Annotated in this window: 15 protein-coding genes; 10 read left to right on the top strand and 5 right to left on the bottom strand. The window is 72.6% G+C overall.

Features of this window, described 5'->3' with window-relative positions; genetic code table 11:
- Positions 1-198: 198 nt before the first annotated feature.
- The 8 genes from AC6JBM_RS52580 to AC6JBM_RS52615 all read left to right on the top strand — a co-directional run bounded on the left by AC6JBM_RS52580 (position 199) and on the right by AC6JBM_RS52615 (position 9,289).
- Positions 199-1,290, top strand: coding sequence for an FHA domain-containing protein (locus tag AC6JBM_RS52580; RefSeq protein ID WP_497980996.1), 1,092 nt, complete (start codon positions 199-201; stop codon positions 1,288-1,290).
- Between the two features lie 303 nt (positions 1,291-1,593).
- Positions 1,594-2,781 (top strand): elongation factor Tu, encoded by a 1,188-nt coding sequence (gene tuf / locus AC6JBM_RS52585; RefSeq protein WP_497980997.1) that lies wholly within the window; start codon positions 1,594-1,596, stop codon positions 2,779-2,781.
- 84 nt (positions 2,782-2,865) lie between these two features.
- Positions 2,866-3,336 carry a DsbA family protein gene (locus tag AC6JBM_RS52590; protein WP_497980998.1) on the top strand — a complete coding sequence of 157 codons (471 nt, stop codon included), beginning with the start codon at positions 2,866-2,868 and terminating at the stop codon, positions 3,334-3,336.
- A gap of 125 nt (positions 3,337-3,461) precedes the next feature.
- Positions 3,462-4,499 (top strand): acyltransferase family protein, encoded by a 1,038-nt coding sequence (locus tag AC6JBM_RS52595; RefSeq protein ID WP_497980999.1) that lies wholly within the window; start codon positions 3,462-3,464, stop codon positions 4,497-4,499.
- 79 nt (positions 4,500-4,578) lie between these two features.
- The gene (locus tag AC6JBM_RS52600; RefSeq protein WP_497981000.1) at positions 4,579-5,391 is read left to right on the top strand and encodes a hypothetical protein; all 813 of its coding nucleotides are present in this window, start codon (positions 4,579-4,581) and stop codon (positions 5,389-5,391) included.
- A 12-nt stretch (positions 5,392-5,403) separates the two neighbouring features.
- A complete protein-coding gene (locus AC6JBM_RS52605) occupies positions 5,404-6,531 on the top strand; it encodes a hypothetical protein (RefSeq protein ID WP_497981001.1) in 1,128 nt (375 codons plus the stop codon).
- Positions 6,528-8,003 carry a hypothetical protein gene (locus AC6JBM_RS52610; RefSeq protein WP_497981002.1) on the top strand — a complete coding sequence of 492 codons (1,476 nt, stop codon included), beginning with the start codon at positions 6,528-6,530 and terminating at the stop codon, positions 8,001-8,003. The genes AC6JBM_RS52605 and AC6JBM_RS52610 overlap by 4 nt, the downstream gene beginning before the upstream one ends.
- On the top strand, positions 8,000-9,289 hold the full coding sequence (locus tag AC6JBM_RS52615; RefSeq protein ID WP_497981003.1) for an AAA domain-containing protein: 1,290 nt from the start codon (positions 8,000-8,002) through the stop codon (positions 9,287-9,289). Before AC6JBM_RS52610 ends, AC6JBM_RS52615 begins: the two co-directional genes overlap by 4 nt.
- A gap of 65 nt (positions 9,290-9,354) precedes the next feature.
- Here AC6JBM_RS52615 and AC6JBM_RS52620 read toward each other — a convergent pair whose 3' ends face one another.
- The 5 genes from AC6JBM_RS52620 to AC6JBM_RS52640 form a co-directional block, all read right to left on the bottom strand.
- Positions 9,355-9,654: a hypothetical protein gene (locus tag AC6JBM_RS52620; protein WP_497981004.1), complete on the bottom strand. Its 300-nt coding sequence runs from the start codon at positions 9,652-9,654 to the stop codon at positions 9,355-9,357.
- Positions 9,655-9,755: 101 nt separating this feature from the next.
- Positions 9,756-11,615 (bottom strand): endonuclease/exonuclease/phosphatase family protein, encoded by a 1,860-nt coding sequence (locus AC6JBM_RS52625; protein WP_497981005.1) that lies wholly within the window; start codon positions 11,613-11,615, stop codon positions 9,756-9,758.
- Complete coding sequence (locus AC6JBM_RS52630) at positions 11,578-12,198, bottom strand: winged helix-turn-helix domain-containing protein (RefSeq protein ID WP_497981006.1); 621 nt, start codon at positions 12,196-12,198, stop codon at positions 11,578-11,580. Before AC6JBM_RS52630 ends, AC6JBM_RS52625 begins: the two co-directional genes overlap by 38 nt.
- Positions 12,199-12,572: 374 nt before the next feature.
- Positions 12,573-12,962 (bottom strand): NYN domain-containing protein, encoded by a 390-nt coding sequence (locus tag AC6JBM_RS52635; protein ID WP_497981007.1) that lies wholly within the window; start codon positions 12,960-12,962, stop codon positions 12,573-12,575.
- Between the two features lie 324 nt (positions 12,963-13,286).
- The gene (locus AC6JBM_RS52640; protein WP_497981008.1) at positions 13,287-14,039 is read right to left on the bottom strand and encodes a thioesterase family protein; all 753 of its coding nucleotides are present in this window, start codon (positions 14,037-14,039) and stop codon (positions 13,287-13,289) included.
- Between the two features lie 28 nt (positions 14,040-14,067).
- Between AC6JBM_RS52640 and AC6JBM_RS52645 the strand changes: the two genes are divergently transcribed.
- On the top strand, positions 14,068-15,036 hold the full coding sequence (locus AC6JBM_RS52645; protein WP_497981009.1) for a magnesium transporter CorA family protein: 969 nt from the start codon (positions 14,068-14,070) through the stop codon (positions 15,034-15,036).
- Positions 15,033-16,412, top strand: coding sequence for a dihydrolipoyl dehydrogenase (lpdA, locus tag AC6JBM_RS52650; protein ID WP_497981010.1), 1,380 nt, complete (start codon positions 15,033-15,035; stop codon positions 16,410-16,412). Before AC6JBM_RS52645 ends, lpdA begins: the two co-directional genes overlap by 4 nt.
- Positions 16,413-16,487 lie beyond the last annotated feature (75 nt).

Here is a 16,487-nt window from a genome sequence, read left to right on the forward strand (position 1 = left end):
TACCCACGACGAACCCGGCACTCCCCCCATGCCCCCGTCGTGTGTACCGCGCCCGGCGCCTTCCCATCCTCCCCCCGAGGGTTCGCCGAGTGCGCGGCGTAAAGCCCGCCGTCGACCGCAGAGGTGGTCGGCGGCGGCTTTGCGGCCCGGCCGTGGCGGGTATGCGCCACGTGGCGGCGCCTGAGGCAGAATGTTCCGGTGCGATTCGAAACGAGCCGAGCGCTTGACGCGATCGAGCGCCGCCTGACCGTCGACCCCCTGGCGGCGGGCGGCGTCATCGACCTGGTGGAGGCCGCGCGCAGCGTCGACCTCGACGGCGGACGGCCGGCCGCGCTGCTGCGCCTCGGGATGTTCATCGACGCGCTGAGCCGGCGCCTCGGCGACGGCAACACCGGTCTCTACGCGATCACCGAGCGCGGCGCGATGTCGGACACCGACTTCACGTCCAACGAGCGCATGGTCCTGCGCCGGTGGTCGGACGACGGCCTCATCGAGATGCTGCCCCCGGGTGCCCGCGTCAACGCGCGCGTGCGGGAGGTCGCGCACCTGACCGGCGTGCCGGTGATCAGCCGCAACCCGCTGCCCGGCCACCCCGGCCCCGTCTACCTGACGACCGGCGCCCAGGGCGGCATGGAGCTGACCCTCGCGCCGTCGACCGGCTCGACCCCGCGGCCCCACCCGGTGCTGCAGCGCTACTGGCGCTGCCCCGCGACCGACTGCCCGGTCTTCGGCCGCCCGCCGGCCCAGGGCGCCGGCCAGGCCCCGCCGGCCCTGCCGAGCGGCGCTCCCATCTGCCCCCGCCACGGCGACCGGCTCCTCGACGCCGGCCCCCGCCCGCCGGCGACCCCGCTCGCGGTGCGGATCAACGGCACCGTGCGCACCCGCTTCCCGGTCACGGCCGCCCGGCCCGTCGTCGTCGGCCGCGCGCCCGAGGAGCAGGGCGGCATCACCATCGGCAACTGGCTCGACGACGAGTCCAGCCGCCGGGTGAGCCGCAACCACCTGCGCTTCGAGCTGCGCGACGGCATGCTTCTGGTCACCGACGTGAGCACGAACGGCGCCGCGGTGCTCGCCCGCACCGGGCCGACGACCGCGCCGCGCGAGATCGAGCTGACCCGCGGCGAGCCCAAGGCCATGGGGGAGTGGGACGAGGTCGAGATCTACCCGGAGATCACCGTCGGCCGCGCGGACCGTCCGCCGGCGGACGCCCCGACCGGCGGCGCCCCGAACTCGGTGATGGCCGACGCGCCGACGATCGCCCTGCGCCTGCCCCCGCCGCCGCGCTCCTAGCGGCCTGGCCGCTCGTAAATGCGTTGCCGGGGCCGGGCACCCGGGCTACCTTTTCGGACATGATCGCGACGACCGCCCTTCTGGAGCACGGCCACCTGGCCGGCTCGGCGGTCGCCTGGGCGCCCGAAGCGCTAGCCGCGGCGCTAGAGGCCGGCCTGCGACGCTGACCCTCCTCCCGCAGACACCATGCGGAACCGACGGAGGAGGGTGAGCCGGCCGAGCCGGTCCGCCCCTTCAGAGCACACCGGCACACGGCCACATGGTTCTGCGCATCCACGCCACAAATCCACTGTGGAGAGTCAGATGGCCAAGCAGACGTTCACGAGGAACAAGCCTCATCTCAACATCGGCACGATGGGTCACGTCGACCACGGCAAGACGACCCTGACCGCCGCCATCACCAAGGTGCTCGCCGAGCGGTACCCGGGCGTCAACCGCTACACGAGCTTCGAGGGCATCGACCGGGCGCCCGAGGAGATCACGCGCGGCATCACCATCAACATCGCGCACGTCGAGTACGAGACCGGCAAGCGGCACTACGCCCACGTCGACATGCCGGGGCACGCGGACTACGTGAAGAACATGATCACGGGGGCGGCGCAGGTGGACGGGGCCATCCTCGTCGTCAGCGCCGTCGACGGGGTCATGCCGCAGACCCGCGAGCACGTGCTGCTCGCGCGGCGGATCGGGGTGCCGTACCTCGTCGTGGCCATGAACAAGGCCGACGCGGTCGACGACACCGAGCTGCTCGACCTCGTCGAGCTCGAGGTGCGGGAGCTGCTGAGCGAGTACGGATTCCCCGGGGACGACATTCCGGTCGTGCGGGTGTCCGCGCTCAGGGCGCTCGCCGGCGAGCCCGCGTGGGTGCAGTCGGTCGCCGACCTGCTCGACGCGGTGGACGAGTACGTGCCGCTTCCCGAGCGCGTCACCGGCGAGCCGTTCCTGATGCCCATCGAGAACGTGCTCACCATCACCGGCCGCGGCACCGTCGTCACCGGCTCCGTCGAGCGCGGCACGCTCGTGCTCAACACGCCCGTCGAGGTGGTCGGGCTGGGCCCCACCCAGTCCAGCGTGGTCACCGGGATGGAAATGTTCGGCCGGCAGCTGGACTCGGCCGAGGCCGGCGACAACGCCGCGCTGTTGCTGCGCGGCGTGCGCCGGGGTGACGTGCAGCGCGGTCAGGTGGTCGCGCTGCCCGGATCGGTCGCGCCGCACCGGCGGTTCAAGGCGCACGTGTACGCGCTGACGACGAAGGAGGGCGGCCGGCACACGCCGTTCTTCGCCAACTACCGGCCCCAGTTCTACTTCCGCACCACGGACGTGATGGGCTCGGTGGACCTGGGTGACGTCACGATGGTGATGCCCGGCGACACGGTCGACCTGACCGTCGAGCTCGGCAAGCCGGTCGCGATGCACGCCGGCCTCGGCTTCGCGATCCGCGAGGGCGGCCGCACGGTCGGTGCCGGCACCGTCACCGAACTGCTCGACTGACGGCGAATGCCTCGAGACGGCGAATGCCCCTTAGGGAAGCTCCCTGAGGGGCATTCACGTCAGAAAACGGGGCACAGGTACCCCATGCATGTTCAGGGTCGAGTCGGTGCGCCACTGCGCCTGGTCGAGTACGGCGACTACGCGTGCCCGGAGACCGGCCGCGCCTTCGGCGTCGTGGAACGGATCCAGCTGCACTACGGCGAGGCGCTGCGGTTCGAGTTCCGGCACTTCCCGCTGGTCGACGCGCACCCGCGCGCCATGCCCGCGGCGCTGCTGGCCGAGGCGGCCGCGGACGCCGACGCGTTCTGGGGCATGCACGCGCTGCTGCTCACCCACCAGGACGCGCTCGAGGACGAGGACCTGGCCCGCTACGCCGAACGGTTCGGCCTGCCCGACGCGGGCGGCACGCGGGAGCACCACGAACGGGTGTTGCGGGACATGGCCGGCGGCCGCGAGCGGGGCGTGCGCGACTGCCCGGCGTTCTTCGTGAACGGGACGATGCACTCGGGGCCGAACGACTTCCCCACGCTCACCGGGGCACTCGGGGTGACATGAGGGTGAACTGGGTCGATTGCCCGATCGGTTACGGGACCGGCACTCTAGGATCTTTGAGAAGAAACACAGCCAATTTTGAGCTGAAAGAAGGTTGCCCCTAAGGGTCACAGGGCAACCTGTAGGGGATGCGGAACCGGTACGTAGACCTCCTGCGAGCCGTCGCGATCATCCGCGTGGTCACGTACCACACCCTCGGATTCGCGTGGCTGACCGTCGTCTTCCCTGCCATGGGCCTGATGTTCGCGCTCGGCGGCTCGCTCATGGCCGCCTCGCTCGATCGCTCGGGCGCGAAGGCGATAGGACGGCGGATGCGCCGCATCATCATCCCGTTCTGGGTCCTCGGTGTGTTCGCCGTCACGCTCATGTCGCTCTGGGGCGGCATGGAGCACAGCTGGCGCACGCTGCTGTGGTTCCTTCCGCTCGACGACCCGCCGACCACCGAGAACGGCGGGCTCTGGTTCAGCCAGATCTGGTACGTGCGCTCGTACCTCTGGTTCATCATCGCCTCGCCGGTGCTGCTGTGGGTGTTCCGCCGCTGGCCGATCCCGAGCGTGCTGGTGCCGTTCGCGGTGCTGGTGGTGCTGTGGGAGACCGGCCACGGCTCCGGCGGCATCGTGCGCGACTTCTTCATGTACGCGCCGGCCTGGATGCTCGGTTTCGCACATCACGACGGCACGCTGCAGCGCATCTCGAAGAAGATCCTCTGGCCCGCGTGCCTGGTGATGGGCGGCATCGGCCTCGCGCTGCTCTTCCACACGCCCGGCCCGCGCGGGTACGACCTCAACGACGCCCCGATCGCGGACACCCTGTGGTCGACGGCCTTCCTGCTCGTCATGCTCAACGCCGCGCCGGCCGCGCTCTCGCTCGGCGCCGCGGAGCCGGCGGTCGAGGCGGTCAACCGCCGCGCGCTGACCATCTACCTGTGGCACGAGGCCGTGATCACCTTCGTGCGCATGGTGGGGGTGTGGCTCGGTATCACGCTGGTGGGCGGCTACCACAGCGCCGTGCAGCTGACGCTGGTCGCGGTGCTGACGGCGGCGCTCGTGCTGGCCTTCGGCTGGGTCGAGGACCTCGCGGCGAAGCGCCGGCCGCAGCTGTGGCCCCTGCCGAAGCGGACGCCGGCACCCAGAGCGGTCGAGCAGCCACAGCCCGTACCGGCGTAGAAAAGTCGGGAAAAAGCAAGCGCGACACGCCGACACTGGTCTTTGCTGGAACTTGCTGGAACCGGTTACCGTGCCGTTCGTGTCCGAATCGATCTCGGCCCCGGGCGAGCGGATCGAGCTGCTCGAGCGCCGGATCGACCGGCTGCGCGGAGACCTGCGCCGCGCGGCCACCACGGGGGATCGTGCCCACGCCCGCACCCTGCGCGCGGAGCTGCGCCGGGTCGAACAGGAGTGGGACGAGGCGCTCGCCCGCCTGGAGGAGCGGGCGCCGGTCGTACCGCGCCAGCCCGCCGCGCCGCCCATGCTCTCGATCCGGGAGCAGGTGCACCACGCGCTCACGCTGCTGACGGTCCCCGCCGCGCCGAAGCTCATCATCGCCGTCCACGACGCCTTCTTCCCGGGCGAGCTCGTGGCCGCGCGCCTGACGAGCCTGCGCCGCGACGAGGAGCGCTCGTTCAAGGTGGCCCCCTACGGCCGCCCGTACTACCTCTGCCCCGCCCTGACCGCCGACCTGCTCGCCCCGGCGCGCGGCCTGCTGGCCATCTCCACCTGGCCGCTCGCGAACCGCGTCGTCGGGCCGCTCAGCGCCCGGGTCGACTTCCTCGTGGCCGCCGTCAAGGTCGCGCAGCGCGTGGCCCAGCTCCCCGACGACGCCCACGACGCGCGCCGGCTGCTGTGGCGCTTCGCCGCCGGCATCCCGGGCGCGGCCTCGGTCGCGGGCGGCGCCGACCCCGGCCTGGTCGCCAAGCAGGCCGAGGCCGAGCTCGACGTGCACCTCGAGGCCGACACCGCGGACCGCGCCGCGGCGGCCTCCCGCGCGCAGGACCGCCTCGACGGCGCCGAGGCCCTCTTCGGCGCCCGTCTCCAGCGCCTGCGCAAAACCGCGAAGTGAGATGAGACCCGCATGGACGCACTGGTAGACCGGTTGGACCGCATCCGCGGCACCGTGGCGCCGCGCAACCACAACGCCCGCACCATCGCCGCGCTCACCACCAACCCGGGCTGCGGCCGGCGGGGGCTGATGGACGCGGCCGGGGTGAACAAGGGCGCCGTCGCCGGGCAGCTCGGCTTCCCGGCCGCCTTCGGCCAGTCGCGCTTCGCGATCGCCCGGGGCAACGCGTTCGAGGCCCAGGTGAAGGCCGACGGCGCGGCGGAGCTGCTGCAGCTGCTGCGGGAGCGGCTCGGGCTGGCCATCCCCGAGGTGGCCTACGACGACCTGTCCAACGTCGGCGGCAACGCCAGCCGCGAGGTGCGCTACGCCCGCACCCGCAGCCTGCTGGCCCGCGCGGCGGCCGAGCGCGACGACGCCGGCACGCTTTTCGACCACCCGATGCTGCGGCTGGACATCGCGGGCTACTACGCGTACCTCGAGCCGGACCTCATCGCCTTCCGCGCCGGCGGGCGCTTCCATGTCGTGGAGATCAAGTCGTTCGCGGTCATCGACGGGCAGGCCGACCCGGGCAAGGCGGCGGCCGCGGCCAAGCAGTCGGCGGTCTACGTGCTGGCCATGCGCGAGCTGCTCGGCGAGCTGGGCTACCCGCCGGAGTCCGTGTCGCACAACGTGGTGCTGGTCTGCCCCGAGAACTTCGCCAACCGGCCGACGGCCACCCTCGTCGACGTGCGCAAGCAGCTCACCGTCCTGCAGCGGCAGCTGTCCCGGCTCACCCGGCTGGACAAGATCCTCGACGCGCTGCCGCCGGGGCTCTCCTTCGACCTGGCCTACGACAGCGACCAGAACGCCACCCGCCCGCCGGACGAGCTGCACAAGGCGGTCAGCGAGATCGACGCGCGCTACAGCCCCGACTGCCTGGGCTCGTGCGAGATGGCGTTCTTCTGCCGCGACGAGGCGGCCGGCTCGACCACGGCGCTGGGCCGCTCCATCCGCGACGACCTCGGCGGCGTGGAGAGCGTCTCGACCGTGCTCGGCCTGGCCCGTGGCACGCTCACCCCGGGCGCGGGGCAGGAGGAGATCGCCGGGCTGCTGCGGGTGGCCCACCGGCTCCGGCGCGAGTGCCTGGAAGGAGCTGTGTGAGCGTCCTCACCGCGCTGGCGCGGGCCGAGGCCGTCGAGTCCGGGCGCGCCCAGCCGCTGACCACGGTCCGGCACACGCACGTCGCCGAGCGCCCGCTGGTGCTCGTGCCGCTGGCCCTGGCCGGCGAGGCCGCCGCGCCCCTGGCCGCCATGGTCGGCACCGACCGCGGCAGCGGGCGGCTGCTCGTCGTGGCCAACCCCCGCGACCGCACCCAGCGCTTCCAGTTCGTCGCGCAGCTGGCGAAGATCTTCCTGACGTACGTCGAGGGCTGCTCCCGCGCCGTCGACGCCACGCACACCGCGAAGCTGCGCTACGCCGAGGCGCCCCAGGTGCTCGTGCCCAACCGCGGCGGCGTGGAGTTCATCCGGCTGCTGGGCCGCTCGACCCGCTTCCGGCGCACGTACGGCCCGCACCCGGTGCACCGCACCGTCCCGCTGCTCGGCCAGTGGTTCACGTTCCTGCGCGAGCGGGCCGACCACCCGGGCTCGGCGATGCTGCTGGCGATGACCGAGGTGCTCGGCGAGCACTGGGCGACCGGCCAGAGCGGCCTCGAGGACGCCAACCTGGCCGCGCTGCTGGGCTGGATCGACCCGCCGGACGGCCTCGACGGCGCCGCCGCCGCGGAGCTGGCCGAGGATCCGCTGCGCTGGCCGCCGGCCGGGCCGAGCACCGATCCCACCTTCGACAACGAGATCCTGGCCCCGGCCCTGAGCGCCTACGCCCGCGCCGCCGACCCGCAGGCGCAGAGCCGGGCCGAGTCCGCGCTCGGCGGCGCGATCCGCGAGCAGCTGGAGCCGACCTGGGGGCTCATGTGGCGGGCCGTGGACCTGCTGCGGGCCCGGCCGGCGGGCGGCTCCGTCGAGGCCCGGTGGGCGATCGACCGCGACGTGTTCACGGTGTACCACATGTCCCTGGCCGAGGGCACCGCGCTGCCGCAACCGAGGCGGGACAGCGCCGTCGCCGCGGCCGGGCGCCTCGACCGCCTGGAGCGCGAGCAGGCCCGCTACGAGGCCCAGCGCGCGCTCGACGACCCGCTCGTCATGGCCGAGTTCCGGCTGTCGGGGGAGGCGTTCACCGGCACCGTCGTGTCCGCCTCGCCCAACCGCGTCGACACGTCCGGCAAGAAGGCGGCCCTGCGCCCGCACATCACCGTGCAGACCGAGGACCCGGTGCGGCTGGAGCCCGGGGCGCTGCTCGTGTCGCCCGCGCGCCTGTCGCAGCAGGCGATGGTCGTCTCGGTGTCCTCTGTGGACGTCGTGCTGGAGCTGTCGAAGGGCATGGGGCGCTCCACCAAGCAGGCCCCGCCCGGGTCGGTGCCCGAGGTCGGGGACGTCGTCACGTACGGCCCCGTCAGCGACGCCTACCAGCCGCCCGGCCGGTTCCCGTCCCGCGAGGACACCCCGTGGACGCACGGCGGCCCGCCCCCGGACTACCAGCCCAACGACATCGACGCCGCGGAGGACTGGTCGTGACGGTGATCGACGACATCCTCACGGACTTCGGCCAGGCGGTCGGGCGCGGGGTGGTCGTGGACTCCCCGCCGGGCGCGGGAAAGTCCACACTGGTCGTTCGCGCCGCCCGCACCATGGCCGAGGCAGGGGAGCGGCTCATGGTCGTGGCCCAGACCAACGAGCAGGTCGACGACCTCATCGACCGGCTCGCCTCGGCCGCGCCCACCATCGAGATCGGGCGGCTGTCCGCGTCCACGTACGTGCCGGCCCAGCGCGTGGCCAAGCACGGCTCGGTCACCGTCAGCGGCGCCGTCTCCGACGTGCAGACCAGTGCCGTCGTCATCGGCACGGCCGCGAAGTGGGCCACGGTCACCGAGGGCACCTGGGAGCGGGCGATCGTCGACGAGGCGTACCAGATGCGCTCCGACATGCTCCTGCGCGTGGCCGGCCGGTTCTCCCGGGGCCTGTTCGTCGGCGACCCGGGCCAGCTCGACCCGTTCTCCGTCGTCGCCGTCGAGCGCTGGGCCGGGCTGTCCTGGGACCCGATGCAGAGCGCCGTCGCCGTGCTCCTGCGGCACAACCCGGACCTGCCCGTGCACCGCCTGCCCGTGTCGTGGCGGCTGCCCCCGTCGGCGGCCGAGGTCGTCTCGGCGGCGTTCTACCCGTTCACGCCGTTCGAGGCCGGCACCAGGCCCGCCGACCGCAGCCTCGAGTTCTCGGTGCGGGCCATCGGCGGCGACGCGCGCGTCGAGGCGTCCCTGGAGACCGCCCGGCGCACCGGCTGGGCCCTGCACGAGCTGCCGCCCCGGCACACCGTGCGCACCGACCGCGAGGCCGTCGCCGCCATCGCCGACCTCGTCGTGAACCTGCTGCGGCGGGGGCCGATCGCGTACTCCGAGCACGCCCCCGAGGGCCGCCCGGTGACCGCGGACCGGGTCGCCGTCGGGGCCGCCCACCGCGACCAGGTGGCCGCGATCCGGCTGGCCCTCGCCGACACCGTCGCCGCCGACGTGACCGTCGACACCGCGAACCGGCTGCAGGGCCGGGAGTACGACGTGACCGTGATCCTGCACCCGCTCTCGGGCCGCCGCGACGCGAGCGCGTTCCACCTCGAGGCGGGGCGGCTGTGCGTGCTCGCCTCGCGGCACCGGCACGCGTGCATCGTCGTGGCCCGGGCCGGCATCGCGGAGCTGCTCGACACCCACCCCTCGGCCGAGCCCGTCCACCTCAACGTGCCCGTGCGCTTCCCCGACGGCTGGGAGGCGAACCAGGCGATGCTCGCCCATTTGTCCACTGTGGACGCGTAGGGAACGACCGCGGCCCCCGCACCGGTCGGATCGGTGCGGGGGCCGCGGCCGTAGGGGAGAGGAGGTTACCGCTTGATTCGTTTCTTCACGCTCTTGCCGGTGCTTCGCAGGGCCCGCATCGCCCGCTGCTGCGGGGTCTGACTCGCCTTGCGGCGCCGTACGACCGCCACCACCGCCACGACGACGGTGGCGAGTCCGGCCGCGGCGGCGGTCACCAGCGGAACGGGACGACGACGTGCCACGTCCTTGGTCTGCTCGGCCAGCTCGGCCGCGCTGTCCTTGGCCTTGGTGGACAGGTCACCGACCGCCTGGCCGAAGTCCTTGCGGGTCTCGGTCATGCTCCCGTTCGCATGTGTCACGCTCATCGCTGCCCCTTTCTCTCTTGTCTCGGGGATGCCCAATCGGCCCGGCGGCCAATCACGATCTGGCCGATCCGTCGCCCAGAATGGTGACGAATACCCCGAAATCAGGCGAAGGCCAGCGTGACGTGCAGGGCGGCGTGGTCGGACGCGATGATCCCGGCGCCGACCGAGTGGCCGCGCAGGTCCAGGCCGCGCACGAGCACGTGGTCGATCTCCTCGGCGGGGTGGTCGGCCGGGAACGTACGCACCGGGCGGAAGGGGGCGAGCGGGTCGGTGAAGCCGGCCGCAGTGATCGCGGTGAACGGGGCGCTGCCGGGCGTGATGTTGAGGTCGCCGGCGATGAGGACCGGGCGGTCGCCGGCGAACCGGGTGGCGAAGGCGGCGATCTCGCCCGCCTGCCGCAGCGGCTCGGCGCCGGGCGGCGGCTGGATGTGCGTGGCCACCACGGCGAGCTCGCGCCCGCCGACCGTGACGATCGCGCCGAGGGCCTGCGCGCCCGTCGGGGCGCCGGCGGCGGTCAGCGGCACGGACCGCACGGCGGAGACGGGCAGGCGGGTCAGGATCGCGTCGCCCCACACCGCGTCGGCGGCGGGGCCGAACCAGTACCGCATCCCGAGCCTGCGCGCGAGCACGGCCAGGGTGTCGTGGCCGCCGTTGAGCAGCCAGGCCCGGTCGACCTCGGAGAGCAGGACGATGTCGGCCGGGGTCGCGCGGATCGCGGCCACCAGGTCGTCGGGGTGGAAGGTGCCGTCGAGCCCGAAGCCCATGCGGATGTTGTACGCCGCGATGCCGATCTCCCGCGGGTCCCCGCCGGCCCGGGGCGAGGGCGGGACCCAGAGCCCGGCGAGCGGCAGGACCAGGCACGCGGCCCCGGCCGTGGCGAGGGCGCGCCGCGGCAGCCGGACGGTCACCGGCCCGGCCCCGCGCAGCAGCGCGCCGGCCGGGATGAGCGCGACCGCGACCGGCACCCACTGGTTCGGGTAGCCGATGTCGTAGGCGGCGTAGTACGCGATCGCGGCGACGCCGAACACGAGCAGGCCCAGGGTCGCGGCGTAGCCGGCCCGCGGGGCCGAGCGCCCGCCGGCCAGCCGCAGCGCGAGGCCGAGACTGGGCGCGCCGAGCAGCAGCGCGAGCCACAGCGGGGCGGGGGCGGCGAAGTCGTAGGCGAAGCAGGCGGCCGAGGCGACGAGCAGCACCGCGGCGATCACGCACGCGACGCGGCCGGAGGGCACCCGGGGCGCGAAGGCGACGGCGAGGAACGCGAGCACGGCCAGCCCGATGCCCAGCGGCGGCAGCAGGGCGGGCGGTGTCGTGGCGAAGCCGTCCGTGCCGTAGGAGGCGGCCACGGCGGCGACGGCGGGGGAGAGGGCGTACATCCCGGTCAGCAGCATCACCGGGCCGGCCAGGAACCAGCCGCCGGCCGCGGGCCGGGCCGCGGTGTGCTCCAGCTCGGTGGTGCCGTAGAGCAGCGCGACGCCGAACACCAGGCTCAGCGGGACCGCCACCCACCAGGCCCGCCAGGTCGCGTCGACGGTGCCGAGCGCGGCGTGCTCCAGGGCCGCGGCGGCGAGGCCGGCCGGGACGCCGGCCGCGGCGCGGGCGCCCCCCGCGGCGGAGGCGGCCAGGAAGGCGAGGCCGGCGAGCAGGCCGGCCGAGGCGACGTAGAGCTGCGGCTGTCCACCGTGGACGAACACCAGCGCGAGCCGGGCCAGGGCCAGGATCACCCCGGCGGTCAGCGCGAGGCGGCGGGGGCCGAGGCGGTTCGCCAGGGGTGCGGCCGCGACGCCGGCGACGAACCACGCGAGCGCGAAGGCGCCCATGAGCTCGGCCGGGGTCGAGGCCGCCTGCCCGAAGATCGTGATGATCGACGGGAGCCAAACCCGCAGGACATCGAGCAGTAGCAGGATGCCCGCGGCGGTCGCGACGTCAGTCTTCGCGGACCACGACCTGGACGGCGGCGTCATCGTCGAGACGATAGCCGACGCCGCGCACGGTGGCGATGATCCGGGCGGCGTCGCCCAGCTTGACGCGCAGCCGGCGGACGTGGACGTCGACCGTGCGCTCGGTGCCGACCATGTCGTAGCCCCACACCTGGCGCAGCAGCTGCGCGCGGCTGAAGACGCGGCGCGGGTGTTCGCAGAGGAAGAGGAAGAGGTCGTACTCGCGGCGGGTCAGCGGCACCGGGGCGCCGTCCTGCAGCACCAGGCGCGAGCCGGTGCACAGGTAGAGGGAGGGCGCGTCGGGCGTGGCCCGGCCGATGCGCTTGACCTTGGGGTCGAGCGCGGCGGCCGCGGCGAGCTCGGCGGCCGGCTGCTCGACCAGGCGCAGGTTGCGCGCCGGAGCGGCGGCGGGAGCGGAGGACGCGGTGCGCGGCAGGGGCGCGGTGCGCTGGATCTGCGGGCCGGCCTGGCTGGCGGCCAGGGCCTCGAGGTCACTCAGCAGGCGGGAGGCCTCCGGTGGGAGCTCCTCGCCGTTGAGCGTGATGTGGACGGTGATGGTGACCACGGAGGGTGCGACGTCGGGCGCGCCCACGACCGAAACGGCCATTTTCAATCCTCTCGAAAACCTTCTGAATGAACGCCGATTTCAACCGGGGGTCACTCGACAAAGGCCGTCGAAATGGTGTTCGCGGCGGGATATCCACATTGGATCAAGCTGCACCTCAGGGCACATGGCACCGACCTTACCAGGTACGTCACATGAAGCGACAGCCGTGTTACGTGCCGCACAGAATAGATCGACAGTAATTCGTCTGACGTTTTGGGGAGGTATTCACCGGCAATTCACGACACCGGTACCCGGATAACTTTGCGTGAGTCGCCGGTTGCGGTCAACCGCTTCTCACATTGTGGAAGATCGGCTGACGTTCTCGTATTGCCATGCACTCATGCAGTGACGATGGTTCCCCTAAATCATATCGGCTAGGTAGAGTCCGACCGTCCACCATATGAGATGGTGGCCCGCAGTCGACCGGGGCTGACAATACCCGCACCCAGTTCCGTCACGCGCTGCCGCAGCCCCCGGTCGGACGTCACCACGACGACGGGCCGATGTGACACATTGTCGCGCACGAGCGCCGCAATGTGGTCGTCGCCGGATTGCGGCGCCGCCTCGACCGCCACCCCGTCGATCGGCGCCACGCCGCGGGCCGCGCCCTCCACGACGAGCGTGATCTCACCCGGCAGGGCCGCGATGTCGCGGGCCGCGAGGGCGTCGCGCAGCCGGGCCGCCGCTCCCGCCCGATCGCGCCACCAGCCGTCGGGCACCGATCCGACCACGTTGGCTCCGTCGACGATGATGAGCGGGTCCATGTGGCCAGTGTTACCCCGTGCGCTGCGCGGTGGCCACGCGATTGCCCTCAGCCCGCGCTCCGGCGGGCCGATGTCTGGCCTCGGAGGGCGCCATGGAGACGATGCGGGAGACGGCGGGCCTCACCCTGCTCGACACGTTCGGCCACGACATGCTGGTCGTGGCGGACATCGCGCTGCCCGGGCACCCGTAGGGCATCCTCGTGGCCGCCTATGACACCCCTGACACCCCTGACACCTCGCAGCACGCCGCCAAGGCCCGCGAGACCGCCGGGCGGATGGCGGGCGTCGCCGACCGGCCAAGCGCGGCGCGGTCGCGGTGGTGGGTCAGGCCCTGCGGTAGATCGCGAGCTGGGTGGCCTGGGCGACCGGGCGCCCGGCCGCGTCCCAGACCTCGCACACCTGGTCGAGCTGGCCGTCGGTGACCATCCGGGCGTACTGCCGCACCCGCAGCGGCCCCGGCGCGGGCAGCCCCCGCACGTACGCGGTCAGCTCCAGCGTCGGCGTCCACCCGCTGCCGCCGAGCGTGAACGTGGCCGGCGGGAACGCGTCGACCGCGTAGAGCAGCGAGAACGCGTCGAACGGGGTCCCGTCGTCGAAGCTGAGCCAGCCGCGCAGGTCGCCCGGGCGGCTCAGGTCCACCCGCTGGTCGACCTGCTCCAGCATGGTGATGCGCACCCCGGCCCCCGGCGGCTCGACCGGCGTGCGCGGCAGCTCGTCGCGCGGCTTGACGTCGGGCGGCTCGGCCGCGCTGAACCGGGCCTCGCCGGCCGTGGCCACGTCCCCGAGCGTGAACAGCGCCTCCACGCAGATCCGGTCCCCCTGGGTGAGCCGGACCCGGGCCTGGCTCACCGAGCGCCCGTCGCGCAGCGGCTCCACCGCGACCGTGGCCGGGCCGGGCTCGGGCGGGGCCATGTACACCGCGCTCGCGCTCAGCGGATGCGGGTGCGTGGCCGTCACCGCGGCCCGGGCGAGCACCGCCAGCAGATATCCGCCGTTCGGCCGCCCGCCGACGGTCCACTGTGGATCCAGCCGGGCCGCGCCGTCCTCGACCGCGGTCGCCTCCGCGAAACCGGCCACCGGGGCCTCCTTCTGCTTTGATGAGCCTATGGCGCGCACGCGGCTCTACCGGGACGGTCGGCTGGAAGCCGAGGACTTTCCGCTCGACGATATCTCCGAGCATCTCAAGGACTCCGCCGCGGTCGTGTGGCTCGACCTGACCGACCCCGGGCAGGACGACTACGACCGGGTCCAGGAGGAGTTCGGGCTGCACCGGCTGGCCATCGAGGACGCGTCGTCGCCGCACGAGCGGCCCAAGCTCCTGCACTATCCGGGGCATCTGTTCTTCAACGCGTACCAGGTCACCTTCCACGGCGGCGACGGCGCCGAGCTGCACGAGGTCTCCGCGTTCCTGACCCGCCAGGCGCTCATCACCGCGCACGGGTCCGGCTTCGACATGGACGCCGTGGTCGAGCGCTGGGACGCCACCGGCGAGCTGGCCGGCCAGGGGGTGCCCTACCTCGCCCACGGCCTGCTCGACGTGGTCGTCGACGGGCAGTTCGACGCGGCGCAGGCCCTCGACGACGAGCTCGAGGAGCTCGAGGACCAGCTCTTCCAGGAGACCGCGCAGGCGATCCGCGACGTGCAGCAGCGCAGCTTCCGGCTCCGCAAGACGCTCGGGCGCATCCGCAAGGTCATCCTGCCCATGCGCGAGGTGGTCGGCAGCCTCATGCACTCCCGCGAGTACCTCGTCGACGACGAGATGGTGCCGTACTACCAGGACCTCTACGACCACGTGCTGCGCGTGACCGAGTTCACCGAGAACCTCCGCGACTTCACCGCCACGATCCTGGAGTCCAACCTGGCGGTGCAGGGCAACCGCCAGAACACGGTGATGAAGAAGGTCACGAGCTGGGCCGCCATCATCGCCGTGCCGACCGCGGTTACTGGTTACTACGGGCAGAATGTGCCTTATCCGGGTTCTGACAAGCTGTCGGGGTTCATCACCTCGGCCGTGCTGATCGTGGTGCTGTCCGTGGTGCTGTACGTCACCTTCAAACGCAAGGATTGGCTATGACTGAGCACTTCGACGTCGTTGTCCTGGGCGCCGGCCCGGGTGGGTACACCGCCGCGGTGCGGTCCGCGCAGCTCGGCCTGCGCACCGCCATCGTGGAGGACAAGTACTGGGGCGGCGTCTGCCTGAACGTCGGGTGCATCCCCTCGAAGGCGCTGCTGCGCAACGCCGAGCTCGCGCACATCTTCAACCACGAGGCGAAGACGTTCGGCATCTCGGGCGAGGTCACGTTCGACTACGGCGCGGCGTTCCAGCGCAGCCGCAAGGTGGCCGACGGCCGCGTCAAGGGCGTGCACTACCTGATGAAGAAGAACGAGATCCGGCAGTACCAGGCCAAGGGCTCGTTCGTCGACGACCACACGCTGCGGGTCGGCGACGAGACCATCACCTTCGCCAACTGCATCATCGCCACCGGTGCCACGACCCGGCTGCTGCCCGGCACCTCGCTGTCGGAGCGGGTCGTGACCTACGAGGAGCAGATCCTCAGCGAGGACCTGCCCGAGTCGATCATCATCGCGGGCGCGGGCGCCATCGGCGTCGAGTTCGCCTACGTGCTGCACAACTACGGCGTAAAGGTCACCGTCGTCGAGTTCCTCGACCGGATGGTGCCGCTCGAGGACGCCGAGGTGTCGGCCGAGCTCTTCAAGCGGTACAAGCGCCTCGGCATCCAGGTGCTCACCTCCACGCGGGTCGAGACGGTCGAGGACACCGGCTCGGGCGTGAAGGTCACCGTGAGCTCCGGCGGCAAGAGCCAGACGCTCGAGGCCGGCAAGCTCCTGCAGGCCATCGGCTTCGCGCCGCGGGTCGAGGGCTACGGGCTGGAGAAGACGGGCGTGCGGCTCACCGAGCGGGGCGCCATCGCGGTCGACGGCCGGCTGCGCACCAACGTGCCGCACATCTACGCCATCGGCGACGTCACCGCCAAGCTCATGCTCGCCCACGCCGCCGAGTCCATGGGCATCGTGGCCGCCGAGACGATCGCCGGGGCCGAGACCATGGAGCTCGACTACGTCATGATCCCCCGGGCGACGTACTGCCAGCCGCAGATCGCCAGCTTCGGCTGGACCGAGGAGCAGGCCCGGGAGAAGGGCTTCGACGTCAAGGTCGCGAAGTTCCCGTTCACGGCCAACGGCAAGGCGCACGGGCTCGGCGACCCGACCGGGTTCGTGAAGATCATCAGCGACGGGAAGTACGGCGAGCTGCTCGGCGCCCACCTGATCGGCCCCGAGGTCACCGAGCTGCTGCCCGAGCTGACCCTGGCCCAGCAGTGGGACCTCACCGTGCACGAGGTCGCGCGCAACGTCCACGCCCACCCGACCCTGGGCGAGGCGGTCAAGGAGGCCGTTCACGGCCTGGCCGGGCACATGATCAACATGTAGTGCGACGTCGGGCAACTCCCCGGTCCAGCCTGCGGGATCGGCGGGTGGCGCCCTCCACCCGCCGATCGCGCTCGG

Source organism: Dactylosporangium thailandense (assembly GCF_059739745.1).